Raw genomic sequence first — 19631 nt, forward strand, 5'->3', positions numbered from 1 at the left:
GACATTAGTTTATTAACAATATTACTTCAAAGAACTATGCAAGAGCTAAAAATCTTGCAAGTTTGATTTTTTAAATACTCTTTGTTGTATTTCATTTCTAAAATTTGAGCAAAGAGTGTTTTGATAATCAAACTATAGAGTAAATTATATATTTGTCTCTATTTTGGTTAACAACTAGTACGGTAATAGCTTTAAATATTATTGCTATTATGAATGATTTAAGTACTAACTTGTGATCTTTAACTTATCACTGTTTATGACTAATTTGTAAATACACGATTTGGATTATAGGGTGTGTTGTATTTAAAAATAGAGTATATGATAGTTGCAAGTTTTCTTGAAACTGCAACAAGTCCCTCTTTTTTAGATTTGCCTTGACTTCTTTTAGTATCGTAGAGTTGCTTCATCTGTTTGTTATGTATCAGACAACTTACAGCACTAAGATATAGTGCATGCTTGACCAAAGAAGAGCCTCTTTTACTTAAGTGACCTACACTTTTAGAATTACCAGAGCTATTTTCTGTTGGAAAGAGTCCAAGATATCCTATAAACTTAGGTATAGATGGAAACCTCGTCAGGTCTCCACATTCACTAATAACAGCAGCTACAGTTTTATCACTTACTCCAGGTATGGTTTTAAGGTTATCAATAAGAGTGTTACTCTCTGGTAGCTCATCAAGTGTTGAACTATTAATGCCTTTTTTATCAAGCAAAGAGAGTATCTCAGCTTCAATAATATCTATCTCACTAAGATACATCTTTAAAAGCCTAATAGTACTTCTAATAGCTATTGCTCTTGCATCTTTAGCCTTACCTGAATAGATAGACTCTCTTGAGAGTTCTAGTAATCTTAGGGCTTTGTCTTTATTGAAGTTATTGCCTTGAATATGAGCAAATATCTTCATGATTCTATCAACGCTACTATGCTTATAGTGATATGCTGTTGGATACTTTTCAAGCAGAGCTAGACCACTTATGGTAAATGGATTTGTGAAGCTCTCAAACTCTGGAAATGTAACTGTTATTTGAGTAATGATTCTCTTCTTAACCTCTTTCATATCAGACTGAATAGAAGCACGATTTCTATAGAGTGTTCTAAGGCTCTGATACTCATCATCAGTTACATAACCTGATGAGTATTTGCCATCTTTTAAAAAGAGTGCTATAACTAAAGAGTCTATGTTGTCATTTTTTACTTTTTTCATAGTTATTTGTTCTCTATACCTTGAGGTTTGAAATGGATTGAGTAGTTTAACACTATAGCCCTTAGACTTTAAAAACTCTAAAAGGTTTTCACCATAAATACCAGTTGCTTCTATACCGATAATAAAGTCATCTTTATCTAAAGTGACACTATCTAAAATAGTAAGTAATTTTTCAAACCCTTTTAAATCATTGTTGATTTTAAAAGGCTTGTTAATAACCTTAGTTTCACTATCATCGATAACTGAAACAACATGAAAACTCTTTGCAATATCTATTCCTACGTAATACATCTCTATAATCCTTGTCGTGTAATCTTAAGTTGCCTAACAAAAAAACAAAAGTTAAATTGTTAGAATTCACAGCCTCGTTAATCTATGTGTTGTAGGTGCTAAAATAACAGCTACCCCAACAGCTTTTAATAAGTGATTAACAACTAAAGACACCAACTGGCTTAATGATGTAGTCAGTAGATATAAAATATTTTCATATCCTGCTATAAGGAAAAAAATGTTGTTTTATCTTTAGTCATAAACTGTGAAAGTTACAAGATTTGAAGTTAGTACTTCAATCTTAAAAGAGTAATACTTCTTTGCTTTAAAGTCAAAAAAACTTTAAAAAAGAACTACTTACTCATAAAAGAAATTATACGAGGAAATGTTATGAAACTGTTATCTATTGTGGCTAGTACTATTTTAGTACTAGGTTTAAGTCCATCTTTGTATGCGGATGTAGAATATGAACATGCTGTTAAAACATCTTCAAGTGTAGATAGTCCTACTCAGGATATGTCTAAAATGAAAGCTGCGGGTAAGTGCGGAAGCAAATAGTATTTAATACTATTGTAACTCTAACGCTACTTTTAAAAGTATAGAGTTTCCCTTTAAATCTGACTTATATAGATATTAAGGGGAGCATTATGCTTACACAGAATTATTTCATTTTCATTTCATTTTAAAATCCCATAATTGTATAAAATATATGTGGAACATACTATGAAACAATTTATCAGACTTAGCACCTTAACTATCCTTGCAAACTTATCACTATTAGCTAGCCAAGTTCCAAACAATGACGAAGATTGGAATTGAGTTTGAGTAGGAAGTAAAATGATAAAAATCATGATAACAATATCTCTTTTGAGTTTAGTTTTAAATGCTGATGTAATGAGTTACTATAAAAATGTACTCAATACATTACAATATGACAGAACTTACTCTTTATATAAAAATGCAAATGATATATCAAAAGAGAGTGTAAATTACACCCGTTATACAAACTTTGCACTAGATGCCAATTATGCAAATACAAAAGCAAAAACTTTAAGTAGTTCATTTACTACAATTGATGTAGCTATCAACGATACTTTAGACCTTTTTGGAAAAGGAAGTTATAAAGTTAAAGAACTCTCTCTTAATTTAAAAGAAAAAAAATCTCTTCTAAACTTACAAAAAGAACAACTATTTATTACTCTTATAGATATGCTAGCACAATATCATAAAATAGACGAGCAACTCTCACTTCATAAAGCACTAATAATAGAACAAGAAAATATATATACAAAACTTCAGATACTGCAACAGAGTGGTGCAATAACAAGTATTGATTTATTACGGTTTAAAAATACTATTACAGCTTTGAAAACAAAAATGATTAGTGAAGAGTCCCAACTGAGCAAGATGCAAATACAACTTAAACTGTATGCTCCAAATGAGCTTATCCCAACTTTAAAACAGACTAAACTACTTTACTCAAAAGAGGAATTCTTAACATACAATCCATTACTAAAGATAAATGATATAAACGCACAAAGATTAAATACACAAGCAAAAAGTTTGCAGTACAGCTATCTACCTGATGTTATAGCAGGAGTAGCTTATCAACAGCTAGGCGATCCAACAGGATATGGAGACAACTACTCTTTTAATATTGGATTGCATATACCATTAAACGGTGGTGATTTTAAACAAGCCCAAGCATTTAAAGCCCAAGCACTTACACAAAAAAGTAAAACTACCCAGTATAAAATAAACAGAGAAAATGAGTATACAAAACTTTATGAAGATTATCTAAATGCACAAAAACAGTTAACTGTACTTCAAGAGAGCTTAGATGATTATAGCAAAAGTGAAAAAACTATAAAAATAGCATTTTTGAGACAGTATGTTGATTTTAATACCTACGTACAAGTGCTGACTCAAACACTTAATATAAAAGAGCAAATCATTGCTATGAAGTATCAAGAGAGTTCAAAAGCTACTACTTTAAATGCTATTTCATCAGGGAAAATTTATGAATAAAATAATTTTACTAGCTTATATTGCGACAACACTTTTTGCCGCATCTGTAGAGGTGACTGTAATAAAACCAGAGCCAAACAAACAAGCTTTAAGTGTTGAAGTAGATGGTGTAGTAGTTGCCCAAAATAAAAATGTAATTACTGCAAAAGCAAATGGTGTTATTAAACTTTTTGTTAAGAATAATTCAAATGTATTTAAAGGCGATAAAATCGCTCAAATTTCAGATGAGAGAAGAGAGCAAACACAAAAACTCTTAAAAACGAAACTTTCTCTTATAAAAAACGAGATGAACTTTCAACAAATAAAACTAGACGATGCCAAAGATATGTTTAAATTGGGAGTTGGTTCTAAAAATAGTTACTTAAATGAAAAAGTAATAAATGAACAATTAAAAGAGAACTTCCAAACTTTAAATAATGAGTATGAAATACTTAAATTAGAGAAAAATAATTCTATAATTTATGCATTAGAAGATGGAACTATTACAAACTTAGTAGCTTCAAACTCCTACATAAACTATGGTGTAGCTCTAGGGAATTTCATAAGTAAAAAGAGTCTCATAAAACTTTTTGTGGATGGCGCCTATGCAGATAAACTTAAAGTTGGTACTTTAGCAAATATCCAAAGTAGTTATAAAAATACAGCTGCAACTATTATAAATATCTTACCTACAAGTACAAACAACCTTTTAGAAGTTATGGCAGAACCTGAAAATAGTCTCCCTCTTAACTTACAAGTAAATGCAACTATTTATCTTAGGTCTTTAAATGGTTTAACTCTTCCAAAAAAGGCTATAGTTTTAGTAGAAAATCATCCAGCAATTTACATCATAAAAGATGGGATAGCACATATGAAATATGTAGAAATTTTAAAAGATATGGTGGATAGTGTACTTATAAAAAATACTTTAGATAAAGAAAATCAAATTGCTGTAAAAAACAGTTATATGCTTCATGACGATTTAGAGGTAATCGTAAAATGAAACCAAAAGAAAAAGGTTTCTATCTCTACATTCTTAAAAATAAACTAGCAATTTTACTTATCATTGCTCTTTTAACAGGTGTTGGATATAAACTCTCTTTTACTATTGCAAAAGGTGTTTTGCCAAATATATTTTTTCCTCGTATTGAAGTGAGTATAGATAATGGACACTCACCAATTTCACAAATGCTTTATGGTGTCACTAAACCAGCTGAAGAAGCACTAAAAACTGTTCAAGATGTCGAAAAAATAGTCTCTTCCACTTCTGTTGGAACGACAGATATTAATATCTATTTTAACTGGAATATAGATCCTTATCTAGCCTATCAACTTGTGCAAGCTCGTGTTGCAGATATAAAAAACTCTTTAAGTGCTGGAGCAACTGTAACAATCCGACAAGCCACACCAAGTATATATCCTGTTTCCATTTATGCTATTGGTTCAGATAATATCTCTCGTGCAAAACTTACTGAAAAACTTTACTATGAGCTTAAACCTGTAATGCTTGGAGTAGAAGGCGTTTATGATATACAGATAAAATCTCCTGCTTGGAGTGAGTATAAACTTGTTCTTGACAGTAAAAAGGTAGCACAGTTCCATCTCAACATTGATGATATTATCTCACAATTAAAGGCTCAAAATAGTATAGACTTTCTTGGACTTATTGATAGTAAATATACTCAGTATATATTATCGCTTAATCAAAAAAGAACCGATGCAAATGAACTTATGAAATTGAGTATTGATTTAGGAAATAGTAAAAGTATCAAACTAAGTCAAATCGCAGTAATGCTTGAGAGTCAAAACCCAATAAAGCAATATAGTGCTTCAAGTAAGTACACCAACAGTGTTATCTTTAATCTTCTTCGTCAACCCAATGCAAACTCAATAGATGTGCAAAATAATTTCAATGTTAAAGTCAATGAACTTAATGCTAAATTTGCAAAAGATGGGATACATTTAGAAAAATATTATGATGGAACAGACTTTATAAATAGTGCAGTTGGAAGTGTTATTGATGCCATAGCTCTTGGTTCTTTTATAGCAGTTCTTATCATTTTTTTCTTTTTAAGAAAGTTTACTCTTTCTCTTGTAGCTCTTTTTATCATACCAATTACATTTTTTATAACCATGATAGGTATGAAACTTATAGGTATTGACTTTAATATCTTCTCTCTAGGTGGTATGGTTGCTGCTCTTGGTGGACTTATAGACCAGATGCTTATAGTCATAGAGAATATTGAAAGACATTATGAAAATGGTGAGACTAAAAGAGATGCTATACTAAAAGGTGTAAAAGAAATAGTGCCCATCATGAGTGTATCTACTGCTCTGTCTATTCTTATCTTTATACCTTTATTACTTGTAAGTGGTATAGTTGGAGAGTTTTTTAAGCAACTAGCAACTGTACTAGTTATCACATACTTTGTGTCACAAATTATAGCTATCTTCTTAACGCCAATTATTGCATTTTTAGCACTTCCAAAAGAGCAAAATAAACACGAAGATTTTATGAAAAAATACATAACTCTTTATACAAAATTTTTAAGAAAAAGTTTTAAACACTCTTGGATTTCATTGCCTATCATCTTAATATCACTTACAACTTCAGCCTATCTCTATCTTCATACTCCATCTACATTTTTACCAGAGTGGGATGAGGGAAATATTGTTATAGATTTAGTAATGCCAACAGATATTACACTTTCTCAATCAAATGAAGAGTTTAAACAAATTGGTGAAATTATTAGTGGAGTTCAAGAGGTAGAGGGGTGGACTATGCGAATTGGCACAGGCTTAGGAGGACTTTTTAAACCTGTTAATCAAGGAGACTTTCTTGTTACTCTAAAAGCTAATCATAAACGCAATAGCTTTGAGATTATTGATGAACTTAGATTAAAAATACAAGAGAGCGTTCCTAATATTATAGAACTTGGCTTATCCCAAGTTCTTGAAGATAGACTTGGAGATATTATGGGTGCTGATGCTCCCATCGCTGTTATGTTATTTGGTTCAAATCCTGATGAGCTTATAGAGGAAGGCTATAAACTCCAAAAAGATTTACGAAATCTAGAAGATGTTGAAGAGGTTAATATTTTGACTTCTTATGCTTCACCTTCGATTAACATAAAAGCTAAAAGTATTGCCCTCTCAAGATATGGTATAGATGAAAATATGATACGAACTCAAATTCGTTCACTCTACTATGGTGAAGTGGTCGCTTCTATTGCAAATGGTGAGAAACTTACAAACCTAAGAGTACTTATGAGCCGTCCAAATATTGATCCTATTGAGTATCTAAAAAAAGATTTGAAAATTTATTCTCCCGTCTTAAAACAGAGAATACCTCTCAAAGAACTTGCAGAAATTCACTATGAAAATAAAGTGTCGGAAGTAACTCACAACAACCTCTCTCCTGTCTGTATTCTTGGTATTAGATTTAAAGGGAATGATATGAGTAAAGTTGTAAGTGAGATAAAAACCACCCTCACAAATGCAAAAATTCCTGATAATATAACAACAGATATTAGTGGCTTTTATAAAGAACAACAAAAGTCTTTTAAAGAGATGAGTTTTGTAATTTTACTTGCTGTTTCTATCATTTTTATCGGACTTCTCCTACATTTTAGCTCACTCAAAATTGCATTCTCTATTCTTATGGCATTAGCACTCACATCAACAGGTGTTTTATTAGCACTCTATCTTACACATAGCTCTTTAGATATTATGGCATTTATGGGTATCTTAATAGTACTAAGTATTGTTATAAATAATAATGTACTCATCTTTGATTTTTATCGTATGAATACTAACAATGAAAAAGATGAGATAGAAAAACAGCTTAATGCTTTAGCTTTTCGTGCAAAACCAATACTTATGACAATGATCTCAAATGCTTTAGCACTTTTACCTATCGCTTTGGCTATAGGAAGTGGTACTCAAATCATTCAAAATTTAGCCATTGCCATTATGGGAGGATTACTTTTTGCCATTATAGTTAACCTCTACATTATTCCTCTATTTTTTCATTTTATAGGATTTAAAAGGTGAGAAGTATAAACAAAAATATAGTTTTTTTAGGTTTTGTTAGTTTTTTTGCAGATATGGCTAGCAGTATGCTAATGACAATTCTTCCTATATTTATGGTTTATGTATTACATGAAGGCGTTGATAAACTGGGTATTGTTATTGCAATAGCAACATTTATATCCTATGCCTTTAGGATTTTATTTGGCTATCTGAGCGATAAGTATAATATTGTAAAACCATTTGTTGTTACAGGCTATTTTATCTCTGCCTTATCACAACCACTACTCGCATTTTCAACTACATTTATGAGTGTTGGGCTTCTGCGTGGTGTAGAGAGGATGGGAAAAGCTGTTCGTAGTGCTTCTAAAGATTCACTCATTAGTAGCTATTCCAAAAAACAAGAACATGGAAAAACATTTGGTTTTCACAAAATGATGGATATAGCAGGCGAACTTAGTGGAGCTTTTATTATCTATCTAATTTTCATCTACTTCAGTAAAGATGAAAATAGTATTCGATTAATATTTGAATTAACACTTATCCCTGGACTTATCGCAACTTTTATAGCACTTGTGTTTGTAAAAGATGTACCAAAAAATGTAACTAACAAAAGCAGTGTAATCAATAGAGAAGATTATAAGCTCCTGCCTATGCTTTTTATTTACTTTGGATTCATATTTTTTTTAATGAGTGAACAATTTTTTATTTTAAGGGCAAAAGAGAGTGGTTATTCATTAGAAATGATTCCTCTTTTTGTGATGAGTTTTACAGCTATTCAAACATTGACGAGTTATTATAGTGGTGTCTTAAGTGATAAATTAGGAAATTTCAAAATATTGCTACTCTCTTTTGTGTTTGCTATCATTTCTGTTGTAACGGTACAAATAAACCTTTGGATAGCATTCATAACTTTAGGACTTTTTACAGTATTGAGTCTTAATGCTATCAGAGCATATATATCTCAATATGCTAATTCCAAGGGTTTTATATTTGGTGTGTTTTATGGTGGGGTAGCTATTTCAAGTGCTTTGGGTGCTCTTGTTATTGGTTATATTTGGAAATTATATGGATTTGAAAGTGTTGTCGTCTTTAGTGTACTTGGTATGTTGGCTTTAACATTTTTATTGCTTATTCTGGTAAAAAAACAGTGATGAAAAAGTTTTTCGAGGTTATGCAGTAGAATTTAGAATAAATTCTGATAATCAGCAAAAAGCAGCATAGAGGATGAAGAATTAAAAATAAAATCAAGGGTATAATTTAGTGATGAAAATACTAATAATAGAAGACGATAAAAATATTCTATCCCTTTTAAAAAGAGGGTTTGAAGAAGATGGCTATATTGTTGATAGTGCAACTGATGGTGAAGATGGTGAATATTTAGCTACTACCAATAGGTACGATGTAATTATCTTAGATTGGATGTTACCGATAAAAAGTGGTATAAAAATATTAAGTTCACTGCGAAAGAATAAGATTACCACTCCAACTCTTATGTTAAGTGCTAAAGGTGAAACAAAAGATAAAATATCAGGTTTAAATGTAGGAGCAGATGACTATCTCTCAAAACCTTTCTCTTTTGAAGAGTTAGAAGCTAGAGTACAAGCACTGCACCGCAGAAGTCTTTCAAGCGGAGTGAATGAAGTACAAGTAAAAAATGCCACTATAAATATTAGCGATAAAGTTGTTAAAATCGATAAAATGATAGTACCCTTGACTGCTAAAGAATATGAGCTTTTAATGTTTTTGATACAGCATAAAAATGTAATGGTTTCAAATGCAATGATTGAAGAACAACTTTGGAACAACCAAGAGTATATCAACTCAAATGTCATTCAAGTGACAATCTATCATTTACGAAAAAAACTCGGTAAATATTTTATACAAAGCAGTAGAGGTTTAGGATATAAAATTGAAACAACATAGCTTAAAAAGACGAATATTACTCTGGTTTGGTAGTGGAAGCACCATTGTTTTAGTTTTGTTTAGTTTGGCATTTAACTACTTTTTAAACGAGAGTATAAACAGTAGTATCAAAGCTCAAATGCATAAAATGGCACAAGATATTGACTTTGCAATTGTAAAAGAAAATAAAATTATCAAGCATAGTGATAATTTTACTCTTAAAAATTTTGAAGATTATTTAAATAGAGATAACGATTTTTTTATTATAGAACATACGGATGATGATGATTATATAGATGCCTTATATATTACTAAAGAAAAAGATACTTTTTTTCTTCTGTATAAAACTAATATTGATAATAAGATTGAAGAGTTTCAAGATGTACTTTTATTGCTAGTACCTATTTTACTACTTGTTTTGATACTATTAGCTAGTAAAATGATAGATAAAATTTTAATGCCTATCAATAAACTCATAGAAGCAACAAATAGTACTTCAGTCACAAAATTCTCACACAATATTGCACTTCCTAAAGAAAATGATGAAATAAAAGAACTCGTATTGTCTTTTAATAAGATGATAATAAGGTTGAGAAATGAGGTAGAGAGTTTAGATAGATTTAATAGTGATGTATCCCACGAACTTAAAACTCCTCTGACTGTAATACAAGGAGAGATAGAAATTACTCTTAGAAAAATTAGAGAACCTAAAGTGTATGAAAAAAGTATGCAGACTATTTTTGAACAATCTAAACAGATACAAAGTATTGTTGAGCAACTATTGCTCCTCACAAAATATACTAAAGAAAATATTAGAGAATCATTTGAGATATGTAATCTTGACTCTATGCTTTTAAGTTGTATTGATAAGTACGCGGAACAATTAAAAGCTAAAAATTTGCATTTAGATATTAAGAAAATAGAAGTAGTTTCATTAAATGCAAGCCCTATCCTAATTAACTCTATTTTTTCTAACTTACTTGATAATGCAATAAAATATACTCCAAAGGGCAAGAATATTTCTATTGAACTTTATCAAGCAGATACAATTGTATTTACCATAAAAGATGAAGGTATTGGAATATCAGAAGAGCACTCTCACAAAATTACAGAAAGATTTTATAGAGTTGATGAGTCTCGGTATATTAAAGGTTCTGGTCTGGGGCTTAGTATAGTGAAAAATAGTGTTGAATTACATGAAGGAAGTTTAACTTTTGACTCTTCTTTAAAGCAAGGCTTGATAGTTACAGTTAATATATAAACAATCTTCTTCAAAACTCTTTTATAGAAAACTTATAATAATCTTTTTTTAACCCTCCAACACCACATCCCAGTAGTGGTATAACTACACTTGGATTTTTTATGTCTTCGTTTTTGACTCTAACTTTGATTATACTTATCATAGAGTTTAAAGCATGTTGCATCTGCATATATGTTGGATAAGAAGACTCAAAACTTTTGCTGTAATTCATAACCACAACATGAAGAGCGTACTCAAAGTTTGTAGCAGTTCCAGAACCTGATATGATTACATCTCCCTGCTCTATATCACCAACTCTTTTTTTAATCTCATAAAGAAGCTCCTCCACAATGTTCTCTAAAGCCCTCTGATATACCATTTCCCAACTTTATTTTAAAGTTCATGTTGATTCACTATATGACCTGCACTTGATTTCTTCCGTTGTCTTTTGCTTTATAAAGAGCTTTATCAATCCTTTCTAAAGTATCTATAATCTCTTCCTTTTGTATGTATAGTGTAATACCAAAACTAGCTGTGATGTTATCTACCTCTTCAAAGTGATAGTTCTCAATACTCTGTCGTATATGCTCAGTGGCTTTTTCAAGTGAGTCTATACAATTTACTTTCATAAGAACAATAAACTCTTCTCCACCCCATCTTATTAGATAGTCCGTATCACGTACAGAGTCCCTGATGACAGTAGTAAAGTCTTTTAATACTATGTCACCTCTATTGTGTCCATAAGTATCATTTACATCTTTGAAATGGTCTATGTCGCACATAATAACTCCAAGTTCTTTTGGTTGTACATCTTTTATTATGGAGTTAATGTTGTTATCAAAAAACTCTCTATTTAGAGTTCCGGTCAGTTTATCATGAGTAGCTTTTATTTTTAATTTAGAGTGTTCAATCATTGTATTACTAATATCTGTAAAAGAAACTATAAAACTTCCTTCTTCAAACTGACCTACTGAGACACTAAATGTGTGTAGCATCAAATTAGAATCAAGCATTGCAACAATTCGCTCTTCTTCTGACAATGCTTTAATGATCTCAATCCAGTTTTCATCTTCATCTACTTTGTCCAAATTAAAAAAATTATCATCTGTCACAAACTTTTCACATATACATTTATGGTGTTTTACAAAATCATCAATATTATTAAATCTAAAGAAATTCAACATAGCCTGATTTGCCATTATAATTGACTTACCATTAGTCAAAACAATAATATTTTCTTGGAAATCAAAAAGCTTTTGAAGTTTATTGTTAAAAAGAGTTAAATCATTTTTTTTCTTCTCAAGTTTAGATGTTAATCTGTAAATACTCTTTTCTTTTTTTTTAATTAGAATATATCCTCCACCAATCAATAATACACTTATTAGTAAAATAATTAAACTTAATATTTCAATAGAAGCGTACATAATATGATGCTCTATAGAGGTATCACTTAAAAAAACAAAGTAACCAAGTTCCTTGCCTGAGACATCCACAAGTCTCTCTTTTGAGACAAAATAATCAATACCTTCATGAGTTATATCTCCATAAATTAAATTACCACTTAGTATATATTCCATCTCTTTTGGAATTGTGAAAGTATTGTAGACGATGTAATAATCTTTTGTTTGCTTTTTTGTTAGAAGTCTATGTTTAACAAACTCAGATGCATTTAAAAACACCTCTTTTTTTACCGCAATATAGATCATTGATTTTAAAGATGTTGAGATTTCATTTATAATTTTATCTATCTCTTTTCCAAGTTCTATATAACCTATAATCTTTCCATTATCTATCCATGGTTTTACAACACGAAGAGTATAATTTTTCTTTGGACCAAATTCGAGTCCATAAAATAGGGACTCTTTTTCTTTTGCTTTTTTAAATGTAACTCTATCAATAATATCTTGATCTCTCTCATAATCATGAACTCTAAGAAGTACCCTTCCATCAGTTTTAATGAAGTACATATGAGTAAGATCTACATTTCTATTTAACCTAGTATATATTTTTTTTATAGAGTGATTTAATTCTTCTTTATCCTGAGCCAAAAAAAGTTTTGTAATTTCATCTCTATTTTGAATAAAGTCTATATATTCACTAATTATGTCAGCTTCTGCACTTACTTTTTCATTCAAGTCATCTGTAAACTGCCTGGATGTACTCTCTTTACTTTTATGAATAAAATTCTCTTGGGTGTACATAACTGCGACTACAGTAAGCAGTGCCATTAGTATAGTAACAAGTATAAGAGGAAGATAAAGATTTAGTCTAAACATTAAAAACCTTCTAATTATATTTCCCTATTATTATATATATTTACTTATAGTTTTTGAAATGTGACCACAATAGATGAAAAATACAATAAATATCAACATATGAAACATTTTACATAAAAATATAGAACTTAAATATGCCAAGATATTAAAAGATGATTTATGATAAACTATCAAAAATCATAAAGGTAGATGCAGTAAAATGAACAGACAACACTTAAAAAACCAACTATCAACTTTGGCCTTGTCTATGTTTAGAAAAGACTTCTTTGGCATCTACCATGGTTCTCTATCTGCAAAAACAGAATCAAATCGTTTTGTTATAAATACAAAAGAAGCTGTTTTTGACGCTATTGACGAAAATTCTCTGATTGAGTTATATTTCAAAAAAGATTATAGATGGAACCAAGCAAGTATAGATTCAAGTATTCATTTTAGCATCTACTCCCAAATATCAGATGCTAAATTTGTATCTTTTACAATGCCTCCATTTACTACTGCTTACTCACTTGAACACAATATAATTACTCCAAAGGACTACTTTGGTTTTAAAGAGCTTGGTTCTATTGAAATAGTTGACCCAAAACAGTTTGAAAACTGGTATGATAGAGCACAAAGTGAAATAGCTTACTATTTTCAAACAAATAAAACAAACATCATGGTTATACGTGGTTATGGAGTTTATGCATTTAACAGAGATATGCATGAGATGGCAAAAAAGCTGGCTATTTTAGAAAAAAGTTGCAGACTATTGATGCTTGATGGCTCTCAAAGAGATTTTAATTTTGATTAATTATTTAAAAGGAAATATTTAAATGGCACAATTTGAAGTTGACGAAGAAGATTTTCAAGCAGTGATAGACAAAGAATTTAGTAAGGGTAAAATAGTAATACTAAAATTCGGCTCAGAATTTTGTGAAGCATGTTCTGCATTAGAGATGGAATTAGAACAGCTCGAAGATATGATTGAAAATATATCAATCATATCAGTTGACTGTAATCAGTCTCCAGAAATTGCAGAAGCCTATGATATTTATCAACTTCCTACTATGATTATATTTGAAAATAAAGACAAAATCTTACATGAAAGCGAAGGTGTTATTCTCTCTGAAGACATTAAAAGGATTATAGAGTCTAAACTATAATCCTTTTATAGCCTCATAGGCTGTATCCATCATTTTATCTATCTCTTTATTTGTAATAATATAAGGAGGCATAAAATATACTACATGCCCAAGAGGTCTGAGTAAAACTCCATTTTTAAGTCCATGAGTATAAACTTTTAAACCTATTCTTTCTTCTGGTTTATAACCTTTTAATTCAACCACACATATCATTCCTGTTTGTCTTATAGATGCTACATTTTGCAGCTCTTTAAACTTTTGAAGTTTATCACTCATATACTTTGCAGTGACTCTATTTTTCTCAACAACATTATCATTTTCAAATATATCTAGTGTTGCATTTGCAGCAGCACAAGCAAGTGCATTTCCCGTGTAGGAATGAGAGTGTAAAAATGCTTTATGCTCACCATAGTCACAGTAAAATTTTGCGTAAATCTCATTAGTTGTCAGCACAACTGATAGAGGAAGATAACCAGCTGTCAAACCTTTAGATAGAACTATAAAATCAGGTGTAATATTGGCTTTTTCACATGCAAATAGCTCTCCCGTCCTACCAAAACCAACCATAACTTCATCAGCTATTAAATGCACATCATACTTGCTACAAATAGCACGAACAAGGACTAAAAACTCAGGATGATACATATGCATATAACCGGCACCTTGAACTAAAGGCTCTAAAATAATTGCACTTATTTCAGATGCTCTTTGCTTACATAACTCTTCAAACTCAGATGCGGCAGCTCTAGCTGCTTCAACACTCATATCACTCGGAACAGCTGTCTGTATAGTCTTTAGTAAAAGTGGCTCATACGTTTGCTTATAAAGCTCTACATCACCTACACTCAGAGCTCCTATAGTCTCACCATGATATGAGTTTGTTAGTGAGACAAAGATATCTTTTGCAACTTTACCGTCATTTTTATGTGCATGGTAACTCATTTTTAGAGCAACTTCTACAGCACTAGAACCATTGTCTGAGTAAAAACATTTTTCCAAGCCCTCTGGTGTTAACTTTACCAAACGCTCAGATAATTTTACAACCGGTTCATGAGTAAAACCAGCCAGTATGACATGTTCTAAAGTATCTAACTGCTCTTTTATTTTCTCGTTAATATAAGGATTTGTATGACCAAATAAATTTACCCACCAACTACTTACTGCATCTATAAACTTATTGCCCTCAAAATCTTCAAGGTAAACCCCATAAGCTTTTTTTATTGGAGTAAGAGGAAGAGTCTCATGGTCTTTCATCTGAGTACATGGATGCCATAATACATCCAAGTCTCTGTTTTTAAGTTCTAAATTGTTCATAGTAATAGCCTCATAATATTCTGATGCCATTCTATACAACAATATCTTAAAACAAAGTGTTTCTAGCTATATTGTGTCACTCTATTTTTTATAAGTTCTTCTTCATAAAATAAGTCTGAAAACAATATGTTATTTATTTATATATAGTTATATTTTATGTGCAAAAATTGAGTTAATTATTCATTATATAAAGCTACATTACAATATAATAGACTATAATTTTAAAATAAATACAATAAAAGGATATCAATGATAGATGCTGAATTCAGAAGTGAAGAAAAGTTTGTACGATTATCATTAGCTTACGAAGGCACAAATGAGAAACAACAAGTATGTTCTTGTGTTGAAAAAATAATAATAAAACATAAAATACAGCCTGAAACACATACAACAAGTATATCAAATGGTAGAGAAGTTTTAGTTGTAGAGTATTCTGGTGATAATAATCGTGAAGTTGGCACTATTTTTGAAGAAATAATAAAAGCTTTAGAAATTAAAAAGTGTATCTAAGATAATGAATTTAGAAGAATACGCAGAGGGTAATAAACTTTTTAAATCTTATTTTAAAAAGAACAAAGAATCCCTTCTAAAACTAGTAAGAAGTGGGCAAAGTCCAAAGGCTCTTTTTATTGGCTGTTCTGATTCTAGAGTAATACCTGACTTAATGGTTCAATCTGCTCCTGGTGATTTGTTTGTCATTAGGAATGTAGGAAACTTTGTTCCACCATACAAACCTGATGAAGATTATCATGCAACAGCTTCTGGAATTGAATATGCAGTTAGCGTTTTAAAAGTTCAAGAAGTGATAATATGCGGTCATACTCACTGTGGGGCATGTAGTAGTCTTTACGAAGAGATTGATGACCCATCACTTATCCACACAAAAAAATGGCTTGAACTTGGAAAAAGTGCAAAAACAAGTGCTATTCTTAGTCTTGGTGCAGATGCTCCAAAAGAAGAACTATTACGTTTAACAGAGAAACTCTCTATAATGAAACAGATAGATAATATTTTAACATATCCAATTATCAAGACTCGTTTTGAAGCCGGTACACTATCTATTCATGGATGGTACTACGACATAGAAACTGGTAATATTGACTATTACAATGCAGATGCTTGTGAGTTTTTACCACTAAAAGATTTGGCACAATCAAGTGATAATTTATAAATATTTTATAAATTCCGATATACTAACACTATTATAATTTAAGGGAAAATAGATGGCAGAAGAACAAAGCACAGAAGAAGATGCACCCGCGGAGAAAAAATCTAGTAATATGTTGATGATTGTCATCATCGTAGTTCTTATACTTATAATTATTGGTGGTGCTGTTGTAGCTCTACTCTTAATGGGTGGTGATGATGAAGCTGCTACAAATCAGTCTGCTCCACAAGCTAAGCAAAGAAGTGATTCACAAGCTAAAAGAAGTTCTGGAAACTACCTTGACTCTCGAAAACTAAACGATATCGGTATCTTATACCCACTAGATACTTTTACTGTAAACTTAAAAAGTGATGCAGGTCGTCGTTACTTAAAAGTTACTATGTCTTTAGAGCTAGAAGGTGATGAACTAAGTTTGGAACTAGATAATAAATCTCCCGTACTAAGAGACAGAGTTATAAGGATTTTAACTTCAAAATCACTTGAAGAGATTTCTTCTAAAAAAGGTAAGCAAAAAATTAGTGAACAAATTATGGACACTCTCAATGCTATGATCTCAGATGGTCGAATCAAAGGTATATACTTTACGGAATTTGTTGTTCAGTAAGCAAATTTAACCAAACCCTTACAAGCCCCTTTACATAGGGGTTTTTCTATATTTAACTATCTTCATATTTAATCTAAAATACCCCATTTTCAGCGAAATGAGTGGACTTAGAAGGTAGTTACATGACATTATTAAGCCAAAAAATCCCCACTTCTTATACTGGTATTTTCTATAAAGAAATAATAAATGATGAAAAAAAAGTAGTGGATAAAGTATTTATTATTAGTATAATGAACCCCTAAATCAGAACCAGTAAAATTTGTTTTCTTATTTCTAAAATGTTAAAATTTAAATAGAAAATATAGGGATTAAATATGAGTGTAAAAAGAAAAAGTTATAGTGCAGATTTTAAAACTAAATTGGTACTGGAAGTTTTAGAGGGTGAAAAAACTGTTAATAAAATAGCAAGTGCATATGGAGTTTTACCTTTGAGTTTAAGAAATTGGAAAAAGCAGAGCTACTGATAATATTTGTATTGAGAGATTCTGGCGAAGTATCAAGTACGAGGAGATTTATCTGAATGAATATAAAAACATAAAATCTTTAAACCGAGCTATAAAAAAATATATGAACTCGTACAATAAAAAAAGATTACATTCAGCGATTGCTTACAAAACTCCAAATGAAGTTTATTATCAAGCAATCAATAATTTAGACTCAAGGAGAGAAAAACCGTTACCGGAAGTATCGTATAGAGGTGAAATAAGAAAAGTTGTTTTACTGGTCTTGAAAAAGGCAACCATTATACTTTTTAGCATTTTCAACCCTATTAAATCTCATAATACTTTCATATTATTTTATCTAAATTACTGAGCTTTAATATAAAGTCTAACGCACTATCATTTGCTGACTCATCCATGACTTACTTCATTACATTTTGTAAGCTTTCGCAGTAAGTAGTAAATATGATATAATAATGCTATCTATAAAAAGGAGAGGCTATGGTTAATCGTGATGAAATATTGAATATACTTAAAAATTATAAAAAAAATAATATAAATAAGTATGATATTGTTGAACTAGGTTTATTTGGTTCTGTTGCAAGAAATCAAGCTTCTTCAAATAGTGATGTTGATATTTGTATTAAAACAAAAACTCCTGATATGTTTGTATTAGTACATATAAAAGAAGAGCTTCAAAAGCTTTTATCTAATTCTATAGATATAGTTAGAATAAGAGATAGAATGAATCCTTATCTAAAGAGTAGAATAGATAAAGAAGCAATATATGTATGATAAGTCTCTAGTAGTAGAGATACTAATACAAATATTAAATGCCTCAAAAACTGTAGCAAAAAGATTTGAGGTTGTTGATAGTATTGATTATTTCATAGATACTCCAGAGGGTCAAGAAAAGCTAGATAGCATTTGTATGCAATTGATTGCTATTGGAGAAAGTTTAAAAAATATTGATAAAATTACAAACAAAACCTTATTAGAAAAATATCCACAAGTTGACTGGAAAGGTGCAAAAGGAATTAGAGATATTATATCTCATCATTATTTTGATTTAGACGCAGAAGAAATTTATTTTGTATGTGATACAAAACTAGACACACTCATAAAAACTATCGAAATTATATTAGAAGATTTAAAGTAAAAAATAAGCGGACTTTTAGCAGACTTGTTTTTTTACAAAGATAAAAAACACTCAGAATAATGTAATACAGGGCAAAGGACAGACTTCATGTTACCAAAATACTCAGAATTTGTTGTTCAGTAAATGATTGGGGTAGACCTTATAAAAACTTCTCGCATGGATCGCTTAATAGAGCGATTTGGCGAAAAAGCACTTCTTAGATTTTTATCTCCTGAGGAAATTAAACTTGTTAAAAACAATAAAACCGCTTCTGGTTTTTGGGCAACTAAAGAAGCTGTCTCAAAAGCTCTTGGAGTGGGGATAGGCAAGGAGTGTGCCTTTGAAGACATAAAGATATCTAAGACTCATAGAGGTGCTCCAAAACTGGAACTTTCTCAAAAGTTAATTGAAAACTTTAACATAATAGATACATCAGTTTCAATTACTCATGATGGCGAATATGCTATTGCAGTAGTTGTAATACAAAAAAATTAACCGCCACCTACAAAATCTAGTAATTCTAACTTATCTGAATCTTTCAATCTGTAAGACTCCCAATCATTTTGTTTCACTATTTCCATATTTACGGCGGCGGCCATAACCTTACCTTCTAACGACAACTCTTTAAGCACCTTAGCTAATGTGATTTCATTATCAAATTCTTTTGTTTTACCATTTATTATAATATTCATTTTTTCTCTTTTTCATATAATTTTAATACATCTAATACAGCAAAATTATTTTTACTCTTGCAAACTCATATACTATATATTCAGAATTTGATTTTAACTTAGGATCAGTATCTGTGTCAAGTAAACAATCAACTATTCATCATATTTTTATAATAAATGAAATTATGCAGGTTTTTATGTCATCAATAGTATCTGCAAAAAACATATTGAGAGTTTAAAAGA

General features: G+C 30.4%; 22 protein-coding genes. 17 read left to right on the top strand and 5 right to left on the bottom strand.

The window, feature by feature from the left end:
- Positions 1 to 260: 260 nt before the first annotated feature.
- On the bottom strand, positions 261 to 1496 hold the full coding sequence (locus ACLHDE_RS09005) for an IS110 family transposase (protein ID WP_415395806.1): 1236 nt from the start codon (positions 1494 to 1496) through the stop codon (positions 261 to 263).
- A gap of 369 nt (positions 1497 to 1865) precedes the next feature.
- Here ACLHDE_RS09005 and ACLHDE_RS09010 point away from each other — a divergent pair, with 369 nt between their 5' ends.
- From ACLHDE_RS09010 to ACLHDE_RS09040, 7 genes are all read left to right on the top strand, one after another.
- Positions 1866 to 2033, top strand: a complete 168-nt coding sequence (locus tag ACLHDE_RS09010) for a hypothetical protein (RefSeq protein ID WP_415396093.1) — start codon at positions 1866 to 1868, stop codon at positions 2031 to 2033.
- Between the two features lie 279 nt (positions 2034 to 2312).
- Positions 2313 to 3503 (top strand): TolC family protein, encoded by a 1191-nt coding sequence (locus ACLHDE_RS09015; RefSeq protein WP_415396094.1) that lies wholly within the window; start codon positions 2313 to 2315, stop codon positions 3501 to 3503.
- A complete protein-coding gene (locus ACLHDE_RS09020; RefSeq protein WP_415396095.1) occupies positions 3496 to 4485 on the top strand; it encodes an efflux RND transporter periplasmic adaptor subunit in 990 nt (329 codons plus the stop codon). Before ACLHDE_RS09015 ends, ACLHDE_RS09020 begins: the two co-directional genes overlap by 8 nt.
- Entirely contained in the window at positions 4482 to 7535 is a 3054-nt protein-coding gene (locus ACLHDE_RS09025) for an efflux RND transporter permease subunit (protein WP_415396096.1), read from the top strand. Before ACLHDE_RS09020 ends, ACLHDE_RS09025 begins: the two co-directional genes overlap by 4 nt.
- Positions 7532 to 8665: an MFS transporter gene (locus tag ACLHDE_RS09030; protein WP_415396097.1), complete on the top strand. Its 1134-nt coding sequence runs from the start codon at positions 7532 to 7534 to the stop codon at positions 8663 to 8665. Before ACLHDE_RS09025 ends, ACLHDE_RS09030 begins: the two co-directional genes overlap by 4 nt.
- Before the next feature lie 112 nt (positions 8666 to 8777).
- Positions 8778 to 9437 carry a response regulator transcription factor gene (locus ACLHDE_RS09035; RefSeq protein WP_415396098.1) on the top strand — a complete coding sequence of 220 codons (660 nt, stop codon included), beginning with the start codon at positions 8778 to 8780 and terminating at the stop codon, positions 9435 to 9437.
- Entirely contained in the window at positions 9424 to 10677 is a 1254-nt protein-coding gene (locus ACLHDE_RS09040; RefSeq protein WP_415396099.1) for a sensor histidine kinase, read from the top strand. Before ACLHDE_RS09035 ends, ACLHDE_RS09040 begins: the two co-directional genes overlap by 14 nt.
- 10 nt (positions 10678 to 10687) lie before the next feature.
- On the opposite strand, the gene ACLHDE_RS09045 is transcribed toward ACLHDE_RS09040, so the two are convergent.
- Together ACLHDE_RS09045 and ACLHDE_RS09050 are read right to left on the bottom strand one after the other, a co-directional pair.
- Positions 10688 to 11035 (bottom strand): macro domain-containing protein, encoded by a 348-nt coding sequence (locus tag ACLHDE_RS09045; protein ID WP_415396100.1) that lies wholly within the window; start codon positions 11033 to 11035, stop codon positions 10688 to 10690.
- 34 nt (positions 11036 to 11069) lie between these two features.
- Positions 11070 to 12932, bottom strand: a complete 1863-nt coding sequence (locus ACLHDE_RS09050) for a diguanylate cyclase domain-containing protein (RefSeq protein ID WP_415396101.1) — start codon at positions 12930 to 12932, stop codon at positions 11070 to 11072.
- A gap of 199 nt (positions 12933 to 13131) precedes the next feature.
- Between ACLHDE_RS09050 and ACLHDE_RS09055 the strand changes: the two genes are divergently transcribed.
- Positions 13132 to 13722 carry a class II aldolase and adducin N-terminal domain-containing protein gene (locus ACLHDE_RS09055; protein ID WP_415396102.1) on the top strand — a complete coding sequence of 197 codons (591 nt, stop codon included), beginning with the start codon at positions 13132 to 13134 and terminating at the stop codon, positions 13720 to 13722.
- Between the two features lie 22 nt (positions 13723 to 13744).
- Positions 13745 to 14074, top strand: a complete 330-nt coding sequence (locus ACLHDE_RS09060) for a thioredoxin family protein (protein WP_415396103.1) — start codon at positions 13745 to 13747, stop codon at positions 14072 to 14074.
- On the opposite strand, the gene ACLHDE_RS09065 is transcribed toward ACLHDE_RS09060, so the two are convergent.
- Complete coding sequence (locus ACLHDE_RS09065; RefSeq protein ID WP_415396104.1) at positions 14069 to 15367, bottom strand: adenosylmethionine--8-amino-7-oxononanoate transaminase; 1299 nt, start codon at positions 15365 to 15367, stop codon at positions 14069 to 14071. The two genes, ACLHDE_RS09060 and ACLHDE_RS09065, sit on opposite strands and share 6 nt — an antisense overlap.
- Positions 15368 to 15616: 249 nt before the next feature.
- On the opposite strand from ACLHDE_RS09065, the gene ACLHDE_RS09070 reads away from it, so the two are divergent.
- From ACLHDE_RS09070 to acpS, 8 genes are all read left to right on the top strand, one after another.
- On the top strand, positions 15617 to 15877 hold the full coding sequence (locus tag ACLHDE_RS09070; protein WP_415396105.1) for a hypothetical protein: 261 nt from the start codon (positions 15617 to 15619) through the stop codon (positions 15875 to 15877).
- Positions 15878 to 15881: 4 nt separating this feature from the next.
- Positions 15882 to 16538: a carbonic anhydrase gene (locus ACLHDE_RS09075; RefSeq protein WP_415396106.1), complete on the top strand. Its 657-nt coding sequence runs from the start codon at positions 15882 to 15884 to the stop codon at positions 16536 to 16538.
- Positions 16539 to 16590: 52 nt separating this feature from the next.
- A complete protein-coding gene (fliL, locus tag ACLHDE_RS09080) occupies positions 16591 to 17139 on the top strand; it encodes a flagellar basal body-associated protein FliL (protein ID WP_415396107.1) in 549 nt (182 codons plus the stop codon).
- 314 nt (positions 17140 to 17453) lie between these two features.
- Positions 17454 to 17603 (top strand): transposase, encoded by a 150-nt coding sequence (locus ACLHDE_RS09085; RefSeq protein ID WP_415396108.1) that lies wholly within the window; start codon positions 17454 to 17456, stop codon positions 17601 to 17603.
- A 46-nt stretch (positions 17604 to 17649) separates the two neighbouring features.
- Entirely contained in the window at positions 17650 to 17952 is a 303-nt protein-coding gene (locus ACLHDE_RS09090) for an IS3 family transposase (protein ID WP_415398534.1), read from the top strand.
- Positions 17953 to 18080: 128 nt separating this feature from the next.
- Positions 18081 to 18374: a nucleotidyltransferase family protein gene (locus tag ACLHDE_RS09095; RefSeq protein WP_415396109.1), complete on the top strand. Its 294-nt coding sequence runs from the start codon at positions 18081 to 18083 to the stop codon at positions 18372 to 18374.
- Positions 18367 to 18738, top strand: coding sequence for a DUF86 domain-containing protein (locus tag ACLHDE_RS09100; protein ID WP_415396110.1), 372 nt, complete (start codon positions 18367 to 18369; stop codon positions 18736 to 18738). The genes ACLHDE_RS09095 and ACLHDE_RS09100 overlap by 8 nt, the downstream gene beginning before the upstream one ends.
- Positions 18739 to 18861: 123 nt before the next feature.
- Entirely contained in the window at positions 18862 to 19212 is a 351-nt protein-coding gene (gene acpS / locus ACLHDE_RS09105) for a holo-ACP synthase (protein ID WP_415396111.1), read from the top strand.
- Here acpS and thiS read toward each other — a convergent pair.
- The gene (gene thiS / locus ACLHDE_RS09110) at positions 19209 to 19409 is read right to left on the bottom strand and encodes a sulfur carrier protein ThiS (protein WP_415396112.1); all 201 of its coding nucleotides are present in this window, start codon (positions 19407 to 19409) and stop codon (positions 19209 to 19211) included. The genes acpS and thiS overlap by 4 nt on opposite strands.
- Positions 19410 to 19631: the final 222 nt, after the last annotated feature.

It is taken from the genome of Sulfurimonas iocasae (genome assembly GCF_047716755.1).
Lineage (GTDB): Bacteria > Campylobacterota > Campylobacteria > Campylobacterales > Sulfurimonadaceae > Sulfurimonas.